The organism is Butyricicoccus sp. AM78-15b2TA (assembly GCF_027665985.1).
GTDB classification, from domain to species: domain Bacteria; phylum Bacillota; class Clostridia; order Oscillospirales; family Butyricicoccaceae; genus Agathobaculum; species Agathobaculum butyriciproducens.
Map to the genome: position 1 here is coordinate 258,662 of NZ_JAQEHY010000003.1, position 18,959 is coordinate 277,620.

13 protein-coding genes are annotated in these 18,959 nt (G+C 57.1%); 6 read left to right on the plus strand and 7 right to left on the minus strand.

What is annotated here, in order from left to right:
- Positions 1 to 243 precede the first annotated feature (243 nt).
- The 3 genes from prfB (at position 244) to secA (ending at position 5,767) form a co-directional block, all read left to right on the plus strand.
- Complete coding sequence (gene prfB, locus PGS25_RS04990) at positions 244 to 1,383, plus strand: peptide chain release factor 2 (RefSeq protein WP_117491877.1); 1,140 nt, start codon at positions 244 to 246, stop codon at positions 1,381 to 1,383.
- A gap of 1,036 nt (positions 1,384 to 2,419) precedes the next feature.
- The gene (locus PGS25_RS04995) at positions 2,420 to 2,830 is read left to right on the plus strand and encodes a hypothetical protein (RefSeq protein WP_133241561.1); all 411 of its coding nucleotides are present in this window, start codon (positions 2,420 to 2,422) and stop codon (positions 2,828 to 2,830) included.
- Between the two features lie 120 nt (positions 2,831 to 2,950).
- A complete protein-coding gene (gene secA / locus PGS25_RS05000; protein ID WP_270417878.1) occupies positions 2,951 to 5,767 on the plus strand; it encodes a preprotein translocase subunit SecA in 2,817 nt (938 codons plus the stop codon).
- 69 nt (positions 5,768 to 5,836) lie between these two features.
- Here the strand turns inward: secA and recG are convergent, their stop codons facing one another.
- Together recG and lexA are read right to left on the minus strand one after the other, a co-directional pair.
- Positions 5,837 to 7,888: an ATP-dependent DNA helicase RecG gene (recG, locus tag PGS25_RS05005; RefSeq protein ID WP_270417879.1), complete on the minus strand. Its 2,052-nt coding sequence runs from the start codon at positions 7,886 to 7,888 to the stop codon at positions 5,837 to 5,839.
- 728 nt (positions 7,889 to 8,616) lie between these two features.
- Positions 8,617 to 9,207, minus strand: coding sequence for a transcriptional repressor LexA (gene lexA / locus PGS25_RS05010; protein WP_161275320.1), 591 nt, complete (start codon positions 9,205 to 9,207; stop codon positions 8,617 to 8,619).
- Between the two features lie 297 nt (positions 9,208 to 9,504).
- On the opposite strand from lexA, the gene PGS25_RS05015 reads away from it, so the two are divergent.
- Positions 9,505 to 9,855 carry an Asp23/Gls24 family envelope stress response protein gene (locus tag PGS25_RS05015; protein ID WP_118360094.1) on the plus strand — a complete coding sequence of 117 codons (351 nt, stop codon included), beginning with the start codon at positions 9,505 to 9,507 and terminating at the stop codon, positions 9,853 to 9,855.
- 309 nt (positions 9,856 to 10,164) lie between these two features.
- The gene (locus PGS25_RS05020) at positions 10,165 to 11,814 is read left to right on the plus strand and encodes a DAK2 domain-containing protein (protein WP_270417880.1); all 1,650 of its coding nucleotides are present in this window, start codon (positions 10,165 to 10,167) and stop codon (positions 11,812 to 11,814) included.
- Positions 11,815 to 11,890: 76 nt separating this feature from the next.
- On the opposite strand, the gene PGS25_RS05025 is transcribed toward PGS25_RS05020, so the two are convergent.
- Together PGS25_RS05025 and PGS25_RS05030 are read right to left on the minus strand one after the other, a co-directional pair.
- Positions 11,891 to 12,658 (minus strand): hypothetical protein, encoded by a 768-nt coding sequence (locus PGS25_RS05025; RefSeq protein WP_270417881.1) that lies wholly within the window; start codon positions 12,656 to 12,658, stop codon positions 11,891 to 11,893.
- On the minus strand, positions 12,651 to 13,205 hold the full coding sequence (locus PGS25_RS05030; protein WP_116704761.1) for an RNA polymerase sigma factor: 555 nt from the start codon (positions 13,203 to 13,205) through the stop codon (positions 12,651 to 12,653). Before PGS25_RS05030 ends, PGS25_RS05025 begins: the two co-directional genes overlap by 8 nt.
- A 942-nt stretch (positions 13,206 to 14,147) precedes the next feature.
- Here PGS25_RS05030 and glgB point away from each other — a divergent pair.
- Complete coding sequence (glgB, locus tag PGS25_RS05035; RefSeq protein WP_270417882.1) at positions 14,148 to 15,902, plus strand: 1,4-alpha-glucan branching protein GlgB; 1,755 nt, start codon at positions 14,148 to 14,150, stop codon at positions 15,900 to 15,902.
- 41 nt (positions 15,903 to 15,943) lie between these two features.
- Here the strand turns inward: glgB and PGS25_RS05040 are convergent, their stop codons facing one another.
- The 3 genes from PGS25_RS05040 to PGS25_RS05050 are packed head-to-tail and all read right to left on the minus strand — an operon-like array spanning position 15,944 to position 18,785.
- A complete protein-coding gene (locus tag PGS25_RS05040; RefSeq protein WP_118360098.1) occupies positions 15,944 to 17,107 on the minus strand; it encodes a bifunctional histidine phosphatase family protein/GNAT family N-acetyltransferase in 1,164 nt (387 codons plus the stop codon).
- Positions 17,107 to 18,018: a dihydroorotate dehydrogenase gene (locus tag PGS25_RS05045; protein WP_116704764.1), complete on the minus strand. Its 912-nt coding sequence runs from the start codon at positions 18,016 to 18,018 to the stop codon at positions 17,107 to 17,109. The genes PGS25_RS05040 and PGS25_RS05045 overlap by 1 nt, the downstream gene beginning before the upstream one ends.
- The gene (locus PGS25_RS05050) at positions 18,018 to 18,785 is read right to left on the minus strand and encodes a dihydroorotate dehydrogenase electron transfer subunit (RefSeq protein ID WP_118360099.1); all 768 of its coding nucleotides are present in this window, start codon (positions 18,783 to 18,785) and stop codon (positions 18,018 to 18,020) included. The genes PGS25_RS05045 and PGS25_RS05050 overlap by 1 nt, the downstream gene beginning before the upstream one ends.
- Positions 18,786 to 18,959 lie beyond the last annotated feature (174 nt).

Genomic DNA, 18,959 nt, shown 5'->3' on the forward strand with positions numbered 1-18,959 from the left:
CAGACAAATACTGCAACAAGTGCGCGCATACAGCACGCAAATAGCATCGTCAATTTCATTCGCCATGCGCCCAGCATGGCTTCATAAAATTTCCTTGCTCTTTGCGCGCTTTATACGCTACTTTTGCCGCATTATTTATCTAAACTGCTATAATTCACGAAAAAATCTTTACAAGTCCCTCGTGAACCTATATACTATAAGGTACTGAAATTTTGAACAATCTGAAAGTGAAGGAGCATTTTCATGCTGGAATTTGAGGAATACAAGGTCAAGCTGAACAACCTCAAGCCCGAGCTTGAGGAGCTGTACACCTCGCTCGGTCTGGAGCAGGCGAAGCGTGAGGTAGAGGAGCTGGAGATCAAGTCCTCTCAGCCGGGTTTCTGGGATAATCCGGAGGAGAGCCAGAAGATCGTCTCCCGCATGGGCTCGCTCAAGGGCAAGGTTGAAGCGTACAACAAGATGACCGAGCTGTGCGATGACCTGCTCACCATCTGCGAAATGGCGATTGAAGAAAACGACGAATCCATGCTTGAGGAGCTGGAAAGCGGCTACAAGGAGCTGGAAGACGGCATTGCCGAGCAGAAGCTGCGCACGCTGCTGACCGGCGAGTACGACAGCCACAACGCGCTCGTATCCTTCCACGCCGGTGCCGGCGGCACCGAGGCACAGGACTGGTGCGCGATGCTGTACCGCATGTACACCCGCTGGGCAGAGCGTCACGGCTTTACCTATAAGATCATGGACTACCAGGATGGCGATACCGCGGGTATCAAGTCCGCCGATATTCTCATTGAGGGTGAAAACGCCTACGGCTTCCTCAAGGGTGAAAACGGCGTACATCGTCTGGTCCGTATCTCTCCGTTTGATGCATCCGGCCGCCGTCAGACCTCGTTCTCGGCGGTAGAGGTCGTTCCGGATATTCCGGATACCTCCACGGACTTTGAGATCAAGCCGGATGATTACGAAATGCAGGTTTACCGTTCGTCCGGTGCAGGCGGTCAGCACATCAATAAGACCTCGTCTGCGGTTCGACTGATTCACAAGGCGACCGGTATTGTTGTAGCCTGCCAGACCGAGCGAAGCCAGCTGCAGAACAAGGAAAACTGTCTGCGCATGCTGCGTTCCAAGCTGGTTGAGATCAAGGAGCGCGAGCATCTTGAGAAAATCTCGGACATCAAGGGCGTTCAGCAGAAGATTGAATGGGGCAGCCAGATTCGCTCCTACGTTTTCATGCCGTATACGCTCGCCAAGGATACGCGTACCGGCTTTGAAAATGCCAATATCAACGCTGTAATGGATGGCGATATTGACGGTTTTATCAACGCATACCTGTCTGCACTCGCTACCGGCGTGTGGGAAGGCAGTAAGGGCGGCAGCATGTAATTTGCCGCACTTCGCGTTACCACCGTACCCACGGCGGTGGGCACAAGGATGGACACCAAGGTTTCCACCCTTGTGAATCCCGTTTCCTTTATTTCTTAGTCTGGCGCAGGTCAGAGACCGGCGACCGCTTCGAAAAAGAGGAACGGCAGAGGATTTTTCCGGTCGTACGGACGGACCACCTATGGGGTCCGTCCTTTTCTTTTACCTATTCGCAGTTCAGTTACTGTACTGCTACACATACGGTTCAGTCTACGCTGAGTGCGGCATAACAGTGCCGCACGATTCGTTAGCGCGTTATAACAGACAGCACCTGCGAAGATAAATTATACTGAACGTCTAAATTCGCAGGTGCCTTCCGGTATAACGCGTTCAAGTGTTGCGCGGCACGGTCATCCCCCAGAGGACCCTCTCTTGCCCTTCGGGCAATTCACCTTGTGCCGCGCCTGCGTAGACTCAACCGTCTGTGTAGCAGTACGCTGTCTGTGAACTGCGAAAAGGCGGAGAAAGACACGCAGCGGTAACCCGACTGCCATTCCCCTATTTCGGAGCGGTCGCCGTTCTCTGGTCTGCGCCGGACTACGAAATAAAAGGAAGTGGGAGTTAAGAGGGTAGAAACCTTGGTGTCTACCCTCTTGCCCCGCCGCGGGGCGCGGCACGTTCCCGCCGCGGCGGCGGTGAATCCCCCCGCTGAGGTTCAGCGAAAAACTCCCCGCCCGTTAGGATCGAACACGCTTACGCAGTTCGTGTACCCCGCTGGGTCGCTGCAGAAAAACAGGTGCCGCCCAGACAGAGCGTATTGCTGACACAATCCGTGTACCCTGTAAAATCCCGCTTGCTGAAATTTCCATTTTGACAAATCCCGCGCCTTCCGCGTGATACAATAACACTCCGCGGCACCGGCATGGAACCATTCGATTATCCACAAGTCTGTGGATAAATCCGTGCAAAATCACGCCGCAACGGAGGAGTTTTTACGCAGACAGCAGTTTTCACCGCAGCGGCTAAAATAAACGCGCTTCCGCTGCGATTTTACCCGTTGCGCAACAATATCGCGCTGTGCACGCTTGGTGCGGACGAACGGCCGCTGACCGGTCACGACGAAGTCACCTCGGTGGACCGCAGTCTGGTGCTGAGCAGCACCGCCGTCCATCTCGGTGAACACGGCAGCATCCACGACCTCGCCGAAAGCGAAATCTACCGCTGGGCCAACGTGCGCGGCTACGTTGCACTGCACCGCACCCAGCCCATCTATCTTAGCGAAAACCGCTGCATGATGCACCTGCGGCTGACCGGTGTGCGGCTCGGCATGGAGCAGGTGGTAGTCTACACCCGGCTTTCCGGCGGCATGGCGCGTGTTGACCGCCTGTGGCATCCCCTGTCCGAACGGGAAAACGACCCGTCCGCCGCCGTGTTTGCCGCCACAGCCGCCGCTTTAACAGCTTTATAATATCAGCAATTTGCTTATTCACAAAAAATTTATTTATATCCTGTCCACTTTATGCTATAATATTATCGTATATGTAACAAATGGGGCTATTGCGCCCTTTTGAAAGGCTGAAGAAAAGTAATGGCTAATTTTTTGACCAAAATTTTCGGCACGCACTCGTCGCACGAGCTGAAAAAGATCTACCCCATTGCGGATAAAGTGGACGCACTCGAAGAGCAGTTCAAAAAGCTGACCGACGACGAGCTGCGCGCCAAGACAGACGAATTCAAGCAGCGCTACCAGAACGGCGAAACGCTCGACCAGCTTTTGCCGGAGGCATTTGCCACCTGCCGTGAAGCAGCATGGCGCGTACTCGGTATGCGTCATTACCGTGTACAGATCATCGGCGGTATCGTCCTGCATCAGGGCCGTATCGCAGAGATGAAGACCGGTGAAGGCAAGACCCTTGTGGCTACCCTTCCCGCTTATCTGAACGCACTGACCGGCAAGGGCGTACACATTGTCACCGTCAACGACTACCTCGCCAAGCGAGACAGTGAGTGGATGGGCAAGGTATACCGCTTCCTCGGTCTCAAGGTCGGTCTTGTCATTCATGAGGTTCCACCGCAGGCCCGCAAGGCGATGTACGCCGCTGATATCACCTACGGCACGAACAATGAGTTCGGTTTCGACTACCTGCGCGACAACATGGCAATCTACAAAAATGCAATGGTTCAGCGTGACCATGCGTTCGCCATCGTCGATGAGGTTGACTCCATCCTGATTGATGAGGCGCGTACCCCGCTGATCATCTCCGGTCAGGGCGAGAAGTCCTCTCAGCTGTACGAGATTGCGGACCGCTTTGCCGCTCAGCTTTCCTGCCTGCGCGTCAAGGAAGTGGATGCCAAGGAGGAGCAGGACGACATCGATGCCGATTACATCGTCGATGAAAAGGCAAAGACCGCGACGCTGACCCCCCACGGTCAGAAGCGCGCCGAGGCTTACTTTAAGGTAGAAAACCTGTCCGACCCCGCGAATACCACGCTGCAGCACCACATCAACCAGGCCATCAAGGCACGCGGCGTTATGCAGCGCGATGTAGACTACGTTGTCCGTGACGGTCAGGTCATCATTGTTGATGAGTTTACCGGTCGTCTGATGTTCGGCCGCCGCTACAACGAGGGTCTGCATCAGGCGATCGAGGCCAAGGAAGGCGTAAAGGTCGAGCACGAGAGCAAGACGCTGGCAACCATCACCTTCCAGAACTACTTCCGTCTGTACGGCAAGCTGTCCGGCATGACCGGTACCGCGCTGACCGAGGAGGAGGAGTTCCGCCACACCTATCAGCTGGACGTTATCGAAATCCCGACCAACAAGCCGATCGCCCGTAAGGACAATCCGGATGCGGTTTACAAGAACGAGCGCGGCAAGATCATGGCGACCATTGCCCGCATTGAGCAGTGCCACGCAAAGGGTCAGCCGATTCTGGTCGGCACGGTTTCCATCGAAAAGTCTGAGGAACTGAGCAAGATCCTGAAGGCCAAGGGCATCAAGCACACCATCCTGAACGCAAAGTATCACGAGCGCGAGGCAGAGATCGTTGCACAGGCCGGCAAACCGGGCGCAGTTACCATTGCAACCAACATGGCAGGCCGTGGTACCGATATCATGCTCGGCGGCAACGCCGAGACCATGGCGCTGGATGAAATTAAGAAGTATCTCCGTCACGAGGTCGAGGACCGTGTGCAGAAGGGCGAGATGGACGAGCGCGTTGCACACGACTACATCGACCATATGATCTACGAGGCAAACGGCCATGCCGATACTGACGACCAGGAGGTTCTGGCTATCCGCGCCAAGTTTGAGGAGCTGTACCGCAAGTTCAAGACCGAGACCGACGCGGCAGCCGAAAAGGTTCGTGCGGCAGGCGGTCTGTATATCCTCGGCACCGAGCGCCATGAATCCCGCCGAATCGACAACCAGCTGCGCGGCCGTGCCGGCCGTCAGGGCGACCCCGGCGAATCCAGCTTCTACATTTCGCTGGAGGATGACCTCATGCGTCTGTTCGGCTCCGAGCGTATCCAGAACATGATGGACACCCTCGGCATTGCCGATGATGAGCCGATCGATCAGAAGATTCTATCCGGCGCGATCGAAAATGCCCAGAAGAAGATCGAATCCCGCAACTTCGGCGTTCGTAAGCACGTCCTTGAGTATGACGATGTGCTGAACACCCAGCGTCAGACCATCTACGCACAGCGTCTGCAGGTGCTCGAGGGCAAGGACGTTAAGGACAACATCGTCAAGATGATCGACGAGACCATCGCCCATGCGGTTCATGCCGCCATCGGCGAGCATAACCTGATTTCGACCGAGATGGTTGAGCAGGCGCGCCGTCCGTTCATCGGCGTATTCCTGCGTCCGGAGGACTGCACCTTCACGCCCGAGGAGTGCGACGATCTGACCGCTGACCAACTGACCAACATTCTGGCAGATCAGGCGCATAAGGTTTATGACGCTAAGGAGCAGGCCCTCGGCTCGCCCATCATGCGTGAGCTGGAGCGCGTTGTACTGCTCAAGAACGTAGACAGCAAGTGGATGGACCACATCGACGCTATGACCGAGCTGCGCAACGGCATCGGCCTGCGTGCATACGGTCAGTACGATCCGGTGGTCGAGTATAAGCGCGAGGGCTTTGATATGTTCGACGCGATGATCGATTCCATCCGCGAGGATACCGTCCGCATGATCTTCCTTGCACAGGTTCGCACCCGTGAGGAACCCAAGCGTGAGCAGGTAGCCAAGGAGACCGGCGCAGCAGGCGCAACCGACGGCTCTGTCAAGGCAGAGCCCAAGCGTGCCGGCAAGAAGCCGGGCCCGAATGATCCGTGCCCGTGCGGCAGCGGCAAGAAGTATAAGAAATGCTGCTACCTCAAGCCGGACGACCCGTATAAATAACTGTCGCGAAACCGGACTTTATTGACAGACTGAAACAGGAGAGAACCAAGGTTCTCTCCTGTTTTTAATTTAGTTGAACGCTTCATCATTTTGTTCGGCGAACATGCGCTGCACACGGTCGAGCAGGATGGGATATCCGGCGAGTGTTGGGTCGGCGGCCAGCAGCGCTTCCGCTTCCTCGCGGGCGTTCTGCATGAGCGCAAGGTCAGCCGCCAAATCCGCAACGTGCAGTGCGGGCAGGCCGTGCTGCCGCTGACCGAAAAAGTCACCCGGACCGCGCTGTGCGAGGTCTGCGCGTGCGACCTCGAAGCCATCGCCGGTTTTGCAGAGGATGCGCAGGCGCTCCCGCGCGACCTGTCCCTTATCCGCGCCGAAGAACACGCAGTACGACTGCCGTGTACCGCGGCCGACACGTCCGCGCAGCTGATGCAGCTGCGACAGACCGAACCGGTCTGCGTCCTCGACCACCATCAGATTGGCGTTCGGCACGTCCACACCGACCTCGATAACCGTTGTTGCGACCAGAATATCGTATTTCTGCGCTGCAAAATTGCGCATAATCTGATCCTTTTCCGCGTTTTTCATCCGTCCGTGCAGCACAGCCACACGTCGGTGCGGAAGCAGCTTCTGCAGGTCTTTTGCGTGCTGTTCCGCACTTTTCAGCTTGGTTTCTGCATTTTCGCTGTCCTCGATGAGTGGACACACGACGTAAGCCTGCCCACCGAGACCGACCTGCTTGTCGATGAAGGCAGTAATACGTTTGCGCATGTTTTCGCCCACGGCGTAGGTCTCAACCGGACTTCTTCCGGGCGGGATCTCGTCCAGCACGGATACATCCAGATCGCCGTACATAATGAGTGCGAGCGTGCGCGGAATCGGCGTAGCCGACATGACGAGCACATGCGGCGAGCCGCCCTTCGCGGACAGCGCGGCACGCTGCGCCACACCGAACCGGTGCTGCTCATCCGCGATAACGGCACCCAGCCGATGGAACTGCACACCCTGTTGAATGAGCGCGTGTGTGCCCACGACAACCTGCGCCGCACCGGTCTCGATGGCGGCCAGTGCCGCACGTTTCTGCGCGGCAGTCATCGAGCCGGTGAGCAGCGTGCACGAGATGCCCAGTTCATCCAGCATGGGTGCAAGCGTCTCCGCGTGCTGCGCGGCGAGGATTTCGGTCGGCGCCATGAAAGCCGCCTGCCAGCCGTTCTGCGCGGCCAGCGCACACAATCCGGCCGCTACCACTGTCTTGCCCGAGCCGACATCGCCCTGCACCAGCCGGTTCATCGGCCGTCCGGAGGCACAGTCTGCCGCGATCTCCATAATCGCACGCCGCTGTGCACCGGTCGGCGTAAACGGCAGGGCTTCAAAGAACGAATCCAATCCATTCGAGGTGAAAACAATGCCGGAATCCGCCTTTCGACGCTCCTTCAGCTGCTGCAGGCCGCAGCAGAGCAAAAACAACTCCTCGAATACCATGCGTCGGCGCGCCTGCGCCACATCGTCCTTGGTTTTCGGCCGGTGAATTGCAGAAAGCGCATCTACTGCGTCCGGCAGGCGGTATTTCGCCCGCAAAAGTTCGGGCAGCGGATCGGACCATTCACCGGTCAGCGTGTCGAGCGCGACAGCGGTTACACGCTCAAGATCGCGCTGGGTCAGTCCCGCCGTCAGCGGATAGACCGGCACGATGCGTCCCGGGTGGTCAGCGTCCGGTGCGACCTTCTCCGACTGCGGGGAAACCATCGTGCGGCCGCGCCCATAGCCCTGCACCTTGCCGTAGAACACATACTCCTGTCCGACGCGCAGCTGTGCCGCAGCATACGGATTGTTGAAATAGGTGACGTTCAGCGTGCCGGTTTCATCGTAAATCGTGCACTTGACCAGCGTCAGGCCCTTGCGGATACGGTTGACCCTGGGTTCGGTGCCGACCACAGCGCGCACAGCATACTTGTCCTCCATGCCGATTTCCGCAATCGGCGTGATGTGAGTGCGATCCTCGTAGTCGCGCGGGTAGGTCTCGAGCGCGTCACGAAGCGTGCGGATATGCAGTTTTTCGAGCAGCTTCGCCTTTTTCGGGCCGATGCCCTTGACGAACTGGATGCTGTCATCAACCGATGGCATGAGGATTCTCCTTTGGGAATTTTGATTTGCAAGGCACCCGCTTTACGGGGCGCACGAACCGCGCAGGCGGTTCGCCCATTCTGGGCGGCGCCCTTTTTTCTGCACCAATTGACCGGGGCGCACGAACCGCGCAGACGGTTCGCCCTAACGGGCGGAGCGTTTTTCGCTGAAGTTCAGCGGGAGTTCGCCTACGCGGCGGGCGCATAAGAGGGATGGACACCAAAGGTTTCCACCCCTCTTATGAATCTCCCCGTTTCCTCTTAGCACGGCGAAATTTGCAGAACTGAGACTATAAAGGAACGGCAGAGGATTTTTTCTTCCGCAGGACGACTGATAGCCGTCCATGTATCCGCGTATTCGCAGGGTCAGATACCTTTCTGCTACACATACGGGCAACTCTACGCTGGGTGCGGCATAACAGTGCCGCACCCTGTGTAGCAGCAATCTATCTGTGAACTGCGAACAGGTTGCGAAAGATACGCTGTGGTAACCCGACTGCCGTTCCCCTTTTCGAAGCGGTCGCCGCTCTCTGGTCTGCGCCAGACTAACAAACAAAGGGAAACGGGAGTTAAGAGGGTAGAAACCGTAGGTGTCTACCCTCTTGCCCTCGCTGCGGGAGCGGCGAAGTCCCCGCTTGATTTCAAGCGAAAAACCTCCCGCCCGTTAGGGGCGAACACGCCTGCGGCAGTTCGCGTCCCCCGCTCAGCCGATGCTGAAAAAGGCTGCTCTTAATACTCGCGGTAAACCGCCTTCACCACGCCTAAAATCTGGCACCCGGTGCCGTTGATCGGCGGATACGCCGGATTCTCCGGCATGAGCCATACACCGTCCGGCGTGATGTTGAGCGTCTTGCAGGTGGCCTCATCCTCGAGCAGCGCGATCACGATGTCGCCGTTGCGCGCCTGCACATCCTGCCGGATAATGACCAGATCATCATCCATAATGCCCACGCCGATCATCGAATCGCCGCGAATGCGCAGCGCGTAATACTCGCCGCCTCCCGCTGCCGGTTCGAACGGCACATAGCCGATATGCTCCTCCACCGCGAGGATCGGCATACCGGCGGTGACGCGGCCCAGAATCGGCACGCGCGGCACCATGGAAGGGCCGCTGACCGGCGTCAGCGCACGCGATTTATGCTCATTCGGCTCCAGATAACCGGCCTCCTGCAGCTTTTTCAGGTGCGCATGCACGGTGGACGGCGACCGCAGTCCCATCTCTGCACCAATCTCGCGCACCGAAGGCGGATAGCCGTGTTCAAGGGAATAACTGCTTATATAATCCAGTATCTGCTGTTGTTTGGCGGAAATCTTCTTCATTTTCGGCACTCCTCGCTGTTTCCGTCGGAACATACGTTCGTAATTTTATCCTTATTATACCGCAATCCGCTGCAATAAGCAAACATTTGTTTGTATTAACCTGTACGAATTTTCCGCGTTATTCGACACTATCCTTCAATTTATCCATTTTCTGCCGCTGTGTTGAAAAATAACGCAGTTTCATCACCGCATTGCTTGTATTTTACATGATTTTGTTATATCATATAAGCAGCAAAAGTATTGATTATTGCAAGGGGACCCGCATTCTGCACCCCTAACTCGCAGGGAGGTTTTTATATGACCATCAAGACCGATCTCGGATATATCGACATTACCAACGAGGTGCTGGCCGGCATTGCCGGTTACGCAGCATCCTCCTGCTTCGGTGTCAAAGGCATGACCATCCGCTCCATGTCGGACGGACTGGCGCACCTGCTCGGACTGGAAAACCAGTCGCGCGGCGTAAAGGTCACCGAGGCTGTGGACGGCGGTGTCAACATCGACCTGCACATTGCAGTCGAGCACGGTGTGAATATTGCCACCGTCTGCCGCTCTATCATCGGCGAGGTACGCTACAACGTTGAGCGTCTGACCGGTGTGGACGTGAAGAACGTCGATATCTATGTAGAGAGCATTAAGGCGGACTGACCTATAGGGGACTTCGCAAGTCCCCTATATACGGAAGTCAGTTCCGGAGAAACTGACTTCCGATACCCGAACGTCGCCGTCCAGGACGGCTGAGTCGGGGTAACAAAACCCACGCACATGTCGCGGGTTTTGTTGCGGCGAAATACGCCGCTGATTGCATGCCGCGGCGTAACCGCGGACGTCTGCGGACGGGACCAATGGCTCGGATTGCCCTAAGGAAATCCTGCCATGCGGTTACGGTTTGCAAGTAAACCGAAATCTTATTACGCGCAACTGCGCGGTTACTTTTTTAGGGAGAGATTAAATTAAATGGCAGATCAGAAAATCAACGGTGCGCTGTACCGGTCCATGGTGATCGAGGGCGCACTCGCCATTGCAGAAAAGAAGGAACAGGCAAACGAACTGAACGTATTCCCGGTGCCGGACGGCGATACCGGCACGAATATGTCCATGACGATGGGTTCCGCGATGGCTGAGATGGAAAAGCTCGCTGAGCCGACCCTCGCCAAAGCGGCGGATGCGACCGCTTCCGCGCTGCTGCGCGGCGCGCGCGGCAACTCGGGCGTTATCCTGTCGCTGCTGTTCCGCGGCATGGCGAAAAAGCTGCGCGAGACCGAGGAGGCTGATGGCCGCACACTCGCGCTTGCGCTGCGCGAAGGCGTAGACACCGCCTACAAGGCGGTTATGAAGCCCGCTGAGGGCACCATTCTGACCGTATCGCGCGTTGCGGCACAGCACGCGGTCGAGCTGTGTCAGGCCGAGCCGACGCTCACCGCAGAGCAGGTTCTGGCAGCGATCCTCGAGCAGGGCCACACCGCACTCGAGGAGACCGTTCACCAGAATCCGGTGCTTGAAAAGGCAGGCGTGGTTGACGCCGGCGGCTTCGGCTTTATCACCATCTTCGAGGGCATGCTGGACGCGCTGCGCGGCATCCACAAGGAACGTGCTGTTGCGGCAGAGCCGACCAAGTCCACCGCAGACTTCGCTGCGATCAACGACGAGGACATCACCTTCACCTACTGCACCGAGTTCATCGCATCCCGCAAGGACAAGGCACGCAATGTTGCCCGTCTGCGCTCTATCCTGAACGAAATCGGCGATTCGCTGGTTGTTGTCGAGGATGATGATATCGTCAAGGTACACGTTCACACCGACCAGCCGAACAAGGCGCTCGAGGAGGGTCTGAAATTCGGTCCGCTGCTGACCGTTAAGATCGAAAACATGCGCGAGCAGCACACCGCCAAGGTAATCGAGGGCACGGCAGACGCGCCCAAAGAGCGCGTGATCGTTCCGGCAGAGAAGAAGTTTGGCTTTGTAGCCGTTGCTGCCGGTGAGGGTCTCAAAACCCTGTTTACCGACCTCGGCGCGGACGTTGTCGTACAGGGCGGTCAGACCATGAACCCGTCCACCGACGATATTCTGCACGCTGTCGATGCCGTTCCGGCAGAGATCGTTTTCGTGCTGCCGAACAACAAGAACATCATCATGGCTGCCGAGCAGGCGGTTCATCTCTCCGAGGAGAAAAAGGTGATCGTCGTGCCGACCAAGACCATCCCGCAGGGTATTTCGGCCATGCTGGCGGTCGATCCGGAAGCCGAGCAGGACAGCGAGCTGGCGCTTGCTATGCTGGACGCGGCAAAGCACGTCCGCAGCGGTCAGGTGACGTATGCGGCCCGCGACAGCGAGTTTGACGGCAAGAAGATCAAGCAGGGTGAGTATCTGTCGCTGTGCGAGGGTAAGCTGTGCGCCAACGGCAAGGAAACCTCGGTCATCAAGAAGCTGGCGCGCGAGATGGTATCCGACGACAGCGCGTTTGCAACCGTTATCTTCGGCGAAGGCGTTACCGAGGAGCAGGCCGCTGAGGTCGAGAACCTGCTTCACAAGGAAAATAAGGAGATGGAGATCAACGTCATCGACGGCGGTCAGCCGGTTTACTACTACATCATTTCGGTAGAGTAAACCGTCCGGAAAGCATAAAAAAGCATCGGAAACTGCGTTTCCGATGCTTTTTTCGTGAAATTTCGTCTGCTGTGATTTACTTTACAAGCTCAGCTGCCATATCGAACATGGTCTGTGCATCCAGACCGGTATCATAGCCGCTGATGAGGTACGTTGCGCCGTCCTGCTCCCAGAGTACGGACTGGAACATCTTATCCTCCACCTCGTCCGAGCCATAATAGCTGATAACGAGTTCGCCGTTCTTCTCCTGCTGCTTTTCCTCGTCGGACTTCTCGTAGTCGTCCGGTACGAAGCGGTAGTGCGCATCGCGATAGGTCAGCGTAACGCCGTTTACCTCGGCAGTCGTTGCCGGAACCGGATTCTCCATCTCGTCCTCGGTGAACACGGTGTAGCTCTTGTGCGCGGACAGATTCAGCTCCGCGCCATTCTTCGTGTAGGTTGCGTCCACCTCGGCGATTTTCTCCGTTTCACCCACATCATTCCGTGCGGTGGTAGCCACATCAGAGCCGTAGCTGAACGTATACTCGCCAATCTTGTCCGGCAGCGTGAGCGCTACACCGGCATCAGCCAGATGCGCCTGCGTGCTCGACAGATCCAACCGCTGGTCAGACCAGCCCTCACTGAAAATGCCGCCCATGCCGCCTGCCGCAAATGCGCCGGTCACCGCAATCGCAGCGACAGCGGCAACCGCCACAAAGCGTTTGCTCCACAGATGACGCTTGCGTGCCGGTGCATTGTTCAGTGCGAATTTGACGCGCGCCTGCATCGAATCCGGTGCATGCAGCTCATCTGCACACTGATGCAGCATTTCCTTGATTTCACGTTCCATTTTGATTTCATCCATGATTTGCAGCCTCCTTCGGCTTCCGTTCTTCGGTCAGCGCCTGCCGCAGATGACGGCGAGCGGAAAAAAGGCGGGATTTCACCGTTCCCTCGGTCACGCCGGTCGCCTGCGCGATCTCGCGCACCGAGCGATCATCGAAGTAATACAGCACCACGGTCACGCGGCGTTTTTCGTCCAGCGTATCGAGTGCAGCATACAGGCGGCGCTGCTCATCCGTCCGCAGCACGGCGGACAGTGCGCTTTCGCTCTCACCTGCATCGAAAAACTCTGAGACCGGCGTTTCCCGTTTGGCTTTGCGGCAGTACTTCCATGCCGCGCGGGACAGCGTTCTGAGCAGCCACGGCCGGAATTTGCTGCCGTCCCGCAGCGATTTGATGGACTGCGCACAGGTGACAAAGGCCTCCTGCGCCAGATCCTCGCCGTCCGTCCTGCTGCCGGTGATCAGGCACGCAAGGCGGTATGCATCGTCCTTGTAGCGCTCGTACAGCTCATCGAACGCCTGCATATCGCCGTGCTGCATGCGGCTGACAAGCTCTTTATCGTTCATAACTTTCTATCCTTTCCCTGGGTGCGTCTGTATATAAGAGCAGCCAGTTTGGACTCGGTTCATTTTATTTTTGGTGAAATCCGCGTCCTTCGACGCACCCGAGTATAAGAGCCGCGAAGCGGCGGGTCGGTTCATTTTTATTTAACGGACACTTTGTACAGTTTTGACGGTTGCGTTTAACGTGGATGTATTCTATACTGGATGTATGAATATGCCAGTGCCGCTGACTCCAGCGATGGTGTCGCCTACCCGGCGGGGGCACAAGAAGGAGACAACCTGCGGTTTTCTCCTTCTTGTGAATCTTCCTCTTTCCCTTAGAGGGCACGGCGAAAATCGGAGAGACGAGACCGCTCCGAAAAGGGGAACGGCAGAGGATTTTTTCTTCCGTTGGGGAGCACAGTGTGCTCCCATTCCCCTGCCTATACGCAGTGCCAGATACTCTGCTGCTACACATGCGGTTCCGTCTCCGCAGGCGCGACATACCCGTGTCGCGCAACCCTTTGGCACGTTGTAACGGAAGGCACCTGCGAATTTAGGTATTCGGTACAATTTATCTTCGTAGGCCCTGTCTATCATAACACGCTAACGAATTGTGCGGCACTGTTATCCCCCAGGGGACCTTCTCTTGCCCTACGGGCAATTCACCTTGTGCCGCACCCAGCGTAGATTTAACCGCATGTGTAGCAGTAATCTATCCGACACTGCGAATATGCGGATACATGGACGCGCAAAGCACGTCCTGCGGTAGAGAAAATCCTCTGTCGCGTCCTTATAGTCTCAGTTCACTAATTTTCGCCGTGCTATCCCCAAGGGAAACGGGAGTCCCAAGAGGGTAGAAACCGTAGGTGTCTACCCTTTTGGTTTCCCCGGCGAAACCGCCGCAGTTCTTTCGCTTCACAAGCGACCATCCCCCGTTAGGGGAAAAAGAAAGGAAGTGCTTCCATGAATCAGCACCAATTCTTCGCAGGCGAAATTTTCGACGCCTACCGCTGGTTTGGCGCTCACATAGAGCAAAACGCTGTCGTTTTCCGTACATTTGCGCCCAATGCCAGCCGCATTACGCTGACCGGCGCGTGCAACGGCTGGACCGAGACCGATCTGATGCAGGACGGCCGCAGCGGCTTCTGGTCGGTCTCTGTGCCAGACGCCCGCGCAGGCCAGTTTTACAAATACCGCATCTACGGCCCGGACGGCTCTGTCACCGAGCACTGCGATCCCTACGGCTTTGCCATGGAACTGCGGCCTGCCTGCTGCTCGATCATCACCGACCTCGAGGAGTACCGCTTCACAGACGAAGCGTGGATGAACAGCCGCACGGCTTCGCCGGACGCACCGCTTAATATCTACGAGATGCACCTCGGCTCGTGGATGCGAAATCCGGACGACGCAAACGGCTGGTACACCTACGATGAAATCGCCCGCCGGTTGATTCCCTATCTGCAGGAAAACGGCTACACGCATGTGGAGTTTCTGCCACTGTCCGAGCACCCGTTTGACGGCTCCTGGGGCTACCAGAACACCGGATTTTTTGCCCCGACCTCGCGCTACGGCACGCCGGCACAGCTGAAAATGCTGATTGACAAGCTGCATCATGCCGGTATCGGTGCGATCATGGATTTTGTACCGGTACACTTTGCCGTGGACTCCTACGGTCTGGCGAAATACGACGGCACGCACCTGTACGAGTACCCGCACAGCGCGGTCGGTGAAAGTGAATGGGGCAGCTACAATTTCATTCATTCCAGACGGGAAGTACGCTGTTTTCTGCAGTCTGCAGCCGATTACTGGCTCACTGAGTTTCATTTTGACGGTCTGCGCATGGATGCGGTCTCGCGCCTGATCTACTGGCAGGGCGATCCCGCGCGCGGCGTCAACGGCGACACGCTCGAATTCCTCAAAAATATGAACCGCGGTCTGAAAGCCCGCCATCCCTCGGCTCTGCTCATCGCTGAGGACTCGACTGCCTATCCCGGTGTCACCCGTCCGGTGGACGAGGGCGGCTTGGGCTTCGACTACAAGTGGGATCTCGGCTGGATGCACGACACGCTCGAGTTCTGCCAGACCCAGCCGGATCTGCGTCCGCGCGACCATGGCAAGCTGCTCTGGTCGATGCACTATTTTTCCAACGAGCACTACCTGCTGCCGCTCTCGCACGACGAGGTTGTGCACGGCAAGGCGGCAATCGTGCAGAAAATGTGGGGCGCGGACGAATGCGACAAGTATGCGCAGGCGCGTGTGATGTATCTGTATATGTTCACACATCCGGGTAAAAAGCTGAATTTCATGGGTAACGAGCTGGGTCAGCTGTACGAATGGAGCGAAGCCGGTACGCTGGACTGGGCACTGGCCGAGCGTCCGTTCCACCGTTTTTTCCACAGCCTGTGCAAAACTTATGTGGAGAATCCCGCGCTGCACGCAGATTATGCGCCGGATAATTTCCGGTGGGCGGAAAATCATGCGGATGCGCCCTGCGTATTCGGCATGGAGCGCCGTGCAAACGGAGAAACGCTGCTCGCCCTGTGCAATTTTGCGGACAGCGAACAGAAATTCACCGCTTCCCTGCCGAAGTTTACGATTCTGCTTGACAGCAATGCCGCGGAGTTCGGCGGCACCGGAGAGACACTTGCCGTCTCCCGCAAGGATAGTCTGTGTACGGTTGCGCTGCCGCGATACAGTGCGGTTCTGCTCAAGCTGTAAAATCAAAAAGCGCTCTGCCAAAAACAGAGCGCTTTTCCTATTTATTCGACCGAAATCGGCTTTATCATCTGATAATGCAGTCCGTTCTCATCGCGGTACTCGCCGCGCTGCAGAAAACCGAATTTATGATAAAAACCCTGTGCACGCATGTTTTTCTCGGCGACACGAGCACACAGCTCGCGCTTGCCGAGCGCACGGTACACGCTGATGGCCTGACCGAGAATCTGTCCGCTCAGACCGCAGCCGCGGTAGTCACCGGCAATGCAGAAGCCGCCGACCAGACCAATCTCCGGCTGCTCCTCCCACCAGGTTTTCAGGTAAACGAGCGCGGCCTCTTCCCCGCCTTCCAGACAACCGAAGGTACACGCCCGCGGCGAAACCTTCTGTGCCCGCTCTACATCGCGGATGAGCGCATCCGGATCGAGGTTTGCATCCGTGCCGTAGGCATTCTTGTGCAGCTCGCGCATGAATCCCACGATTTTATCCACATCCTGTGGATTCTTTGGGTCAGCACGGCGGAACCAGATCTGCGGCGACGCCGGAATGCCCTTGGTATTTGTCCATCCAATGGACGCAAACGTGGAGTATTCCTGCGGCAAATGTGAGGCATCATTCTCGTAAACCACGTCGATATTGCCGTTTTCGTCAAATTCCAGCTTGGCAACACAGGTGTTGTCACCCCAGCCGATTTCGCCCATCTGTTCGGGTGCAAAGCCGTGTGCAATCGTCAGCATGCCGCGAATCGCACTGCCGTGCGTCACTACTGCGACCTCTTTGCCCTCATTTTCGCGCACAATCGCGCGCACGCCGTCCAGCATGCGCTGACCGGCCTGCATGACCGTCTCGCCGTGCGGCGGCGCTGCTTCCCACGGACGGGCACACCACAGCGCGTACTGCTCAGGCCATGTGTGCGGCAGCTCGGCCCACGGAATGTCCTCCCAGTCTCCCATATCAATCTCGCGCAGCACCGGTCGAGTCTCTACCGAGAGATGGTGCGGCTCTGCCACAGCCTGCGCCGTTACGCGTGCGCGGAACAGGTCGGACGAGTAAACCGCCGCGAGCGGCACATTCTCAAACCGCTTTGCCAGATACGGCAGCTGCTTGTATGCCCGCGTGGTCAGCAGCGCGTTGTACTGACCATGACACCGGCGGTATACATTGCCCTCTGCCTCAGCGTGACGGATGATGTAGACCGTGGTTCTCATTAGCCTACCTCAACCGCGCCGGACAGCTCAGTGACAGACTTCACGCCGTGTGCATCCAGCCACTCGTTCAGCTCGGCAAGCGCCTTGACCGGAGCGGTCGGGTCGTTGAACATCACCGTACCCATGGCAACCGCGTCTGCGCCCGCAAGCATCATTTCGACAATATCACGTCCGGTTCGGATGCCGCCCATGCCGAGAATCGGCACGGAAACCGCCTTACGCACCTGATATACCATGCGAACCGCAACCGGGAACACCGCCGGACCGGACAAGCCGCCCATTACGTTGGACAGGATCGGCTTGCGCTTTTCGATATCAATGCGCATACCGAGCAGTGTATTGATGAGCGAAAGCGCGTCCGCACCTGCGGACTCCGCCGCGCGTGCAATCTCCGCAATATCGGTGACATTCGGGGACAGCTTGACGATCAGCGGCTTCTTCGCCTTGGCCTTGGCTGCCGAAACGACCTCCTCGACCATCTTCGGCTGGGTGCCGAATGCCATGCCGCCGCATTTTACGTTCGGACAGGAGATGTTCATCTCGATGAGGTCAACATCCGCGTCCGAAATCTTCTCGACCATGCCCTCGTACTCCTCGACCGTGTTGCCGGAGACGTTGGCGATAATTTTGGTGTCGTACTGGCGCAGGAACGGAATCTGCTCCTCGATGAAACGATCAATGCCCGGGTTCTGCAGACCGACACAGTTGAGAATACCCTGCGGGGTCTCCGCGATGCGCGGCGCCGGATTGCCGAGACGCTCGGTCGGTGTCAGACCCTTCACGCCGATGCCGCCAAGCTGGGACAGGTCAAAAAATTCGCCGTACTCATGGCCGAAACCAAAGGTGCCGGATGCGGTCGTGATCGGGTTTTTCAGCTCAACACCGCAAAAGTTCACTCTTAAATCTGCCATTACCACTCGACCTCCTCAGCATTGAACACCGGACCGTCCTTGCAGACATGACCGTAACGGGTTTCGCCATTTTCCGACTTGAGTGCGCACGCACACACCAGACAGGCACCGATGCCGCAGCCCATACGCTCCTCCATCGAAACCTGACAGGGCACGCCGGCTTCCTTTGCAATCGCCGCAATCGCCTTCAGCATGGGCTTGGGACCGCAGGCGGCAACGCCGGTCGCACCTGCCACCTGCTCCTTCAGCACATCGGTGACAAAGCCGTGACGCGCATAGGTGCCATCGTCGGTGGTGACAAAGGTCTCGCATTCATCACGGAAGTCGCCCTCCAGGATCACCGCACCCTTGTTGCGGAAACCGAGGATTGCGGCAGGCTGTGCACCCTTTTCTACTGCCGTGCGAACACAGCCAAGCATCGGCGGTACGCCAATGCCGCCGCCGATAAAGATCGGACGATCCCCCAGTGCCTGTACGTCAAAGCCGTGTCCAAGCGGTCCAAGCACGTCGAGCACATCGCCAACCTTGCGTTCGCTCAGCCACTTCGTGCCATCGCCCTTCACCTGAAAAACAATGCGCAGATGACTGCCCTGCCAGGTGCAGATCGAAATCGGGCGGCGCAGCAGATGGCCCTCACCGCATGCAATGTGGACGAACTGACCGCACTGCGTCAGTTTAACAATTTCCGGTGCGTCCAGCACCATCAGATACAGACCCTCGCCCAGCCGTGTATTTTCTACAACACGGCAGTTTTCCTGAATCGACATAACATTTCTCCCTCCGTTGATCGGTCTGCCGACGAAACAGTGGATTTTTCGACAGCAGGCGAAAAATTTTTCGATAGTTCTATTGTACAGGAAAATCGGGAAAAAGAAAAGATTCTCCTGCATTTTATGCAAAAGAAAAAGCAGCAACTTTCGTTGCTGCTTAGATGTAGGCGT

Bases quoted from the DNA above. Each gene is read 5' to 3' on its own strand.
- PGS25_RS05050 (WP_118360099.1), bottom strand. From the start codon at position 18,785: ATGTCGATTCAGGAAAACTGCCGTGTTGTAGAAAATACACGGCTGGGC.
- PGS25_RS05040 (WP_118360098.1), bottom strand. From the start codon at position 17,107: ATGAGAACCACGGTCTACATCATCCGTCACGCTGAGGCAGAGGGCAAT.
- PGS25_RS05025 (WP_270417881.1), bottom strand. From the start codon at position 12,658: ATGGATGAAATCAAAATGGAACGTGAAATCAAGGAAATGCTGCATCAG.
- secA (WP_270417878.1), top strand. From the start codon at position 2,951: ATGGCTAATTTTTTGACCAAAATTTTCGGCACGCACTCGTCGCACGAG.
- lexA (WP_161275320.1), bottom strand. From the start codon at position 9,207: ATGAAGAAGATTTCCGCCAAACAACAGCAGATACTGGATTATATAAGC.
- PGS25_RS05045 (WP_116704764.1), bottom strand. From the start codon at position 18,018: ATGGCAGATTTAAGAGTGAACTTTTGCGGTGTTGAGCTGAAAAACCCG.
- PGS25_RS05020 (WP_270417880.1), top strand. From the start codon at position 10,165: ATGGCAGATCAGAAAATCAACGGTGCGCTGTACCGGTCCATGGTGATC.
- prfB (WP_117491877.1), top strand. From the start codon at position 244: ATGCTGGAATTTGAGGAATACAAGGTCAAGCTGAACAACCTCAAGCCC.
- glgB (WP_270417882.1), top strand. From the start codon at position 14,148: ATGAATCAGCACCAATTCTTCGCAGGCGAAATTTTCGACGCCTACCGC.
- recG (WP_270417879.1), bottom strand. From the start codon at position 7,888: ATGCCATCGGTTGATGACAGCATCCAGTTCGTCAAGGGCATCGGCCCG.
- PGS25_RS05030 (WP_116704761.1), bottom strand. From the start codon at position 13,205: ATGAACGATAAAGAGCTTGTCAGCCGCATGCAGCACGGCGATATGCAG.
- PGS25_RS05015 (WP_118360094.1), top strand. From the start codon at position 9,505: ATGACCATCAAGACCGATCTCGGATATATCGACATTACCAACGAGGTG.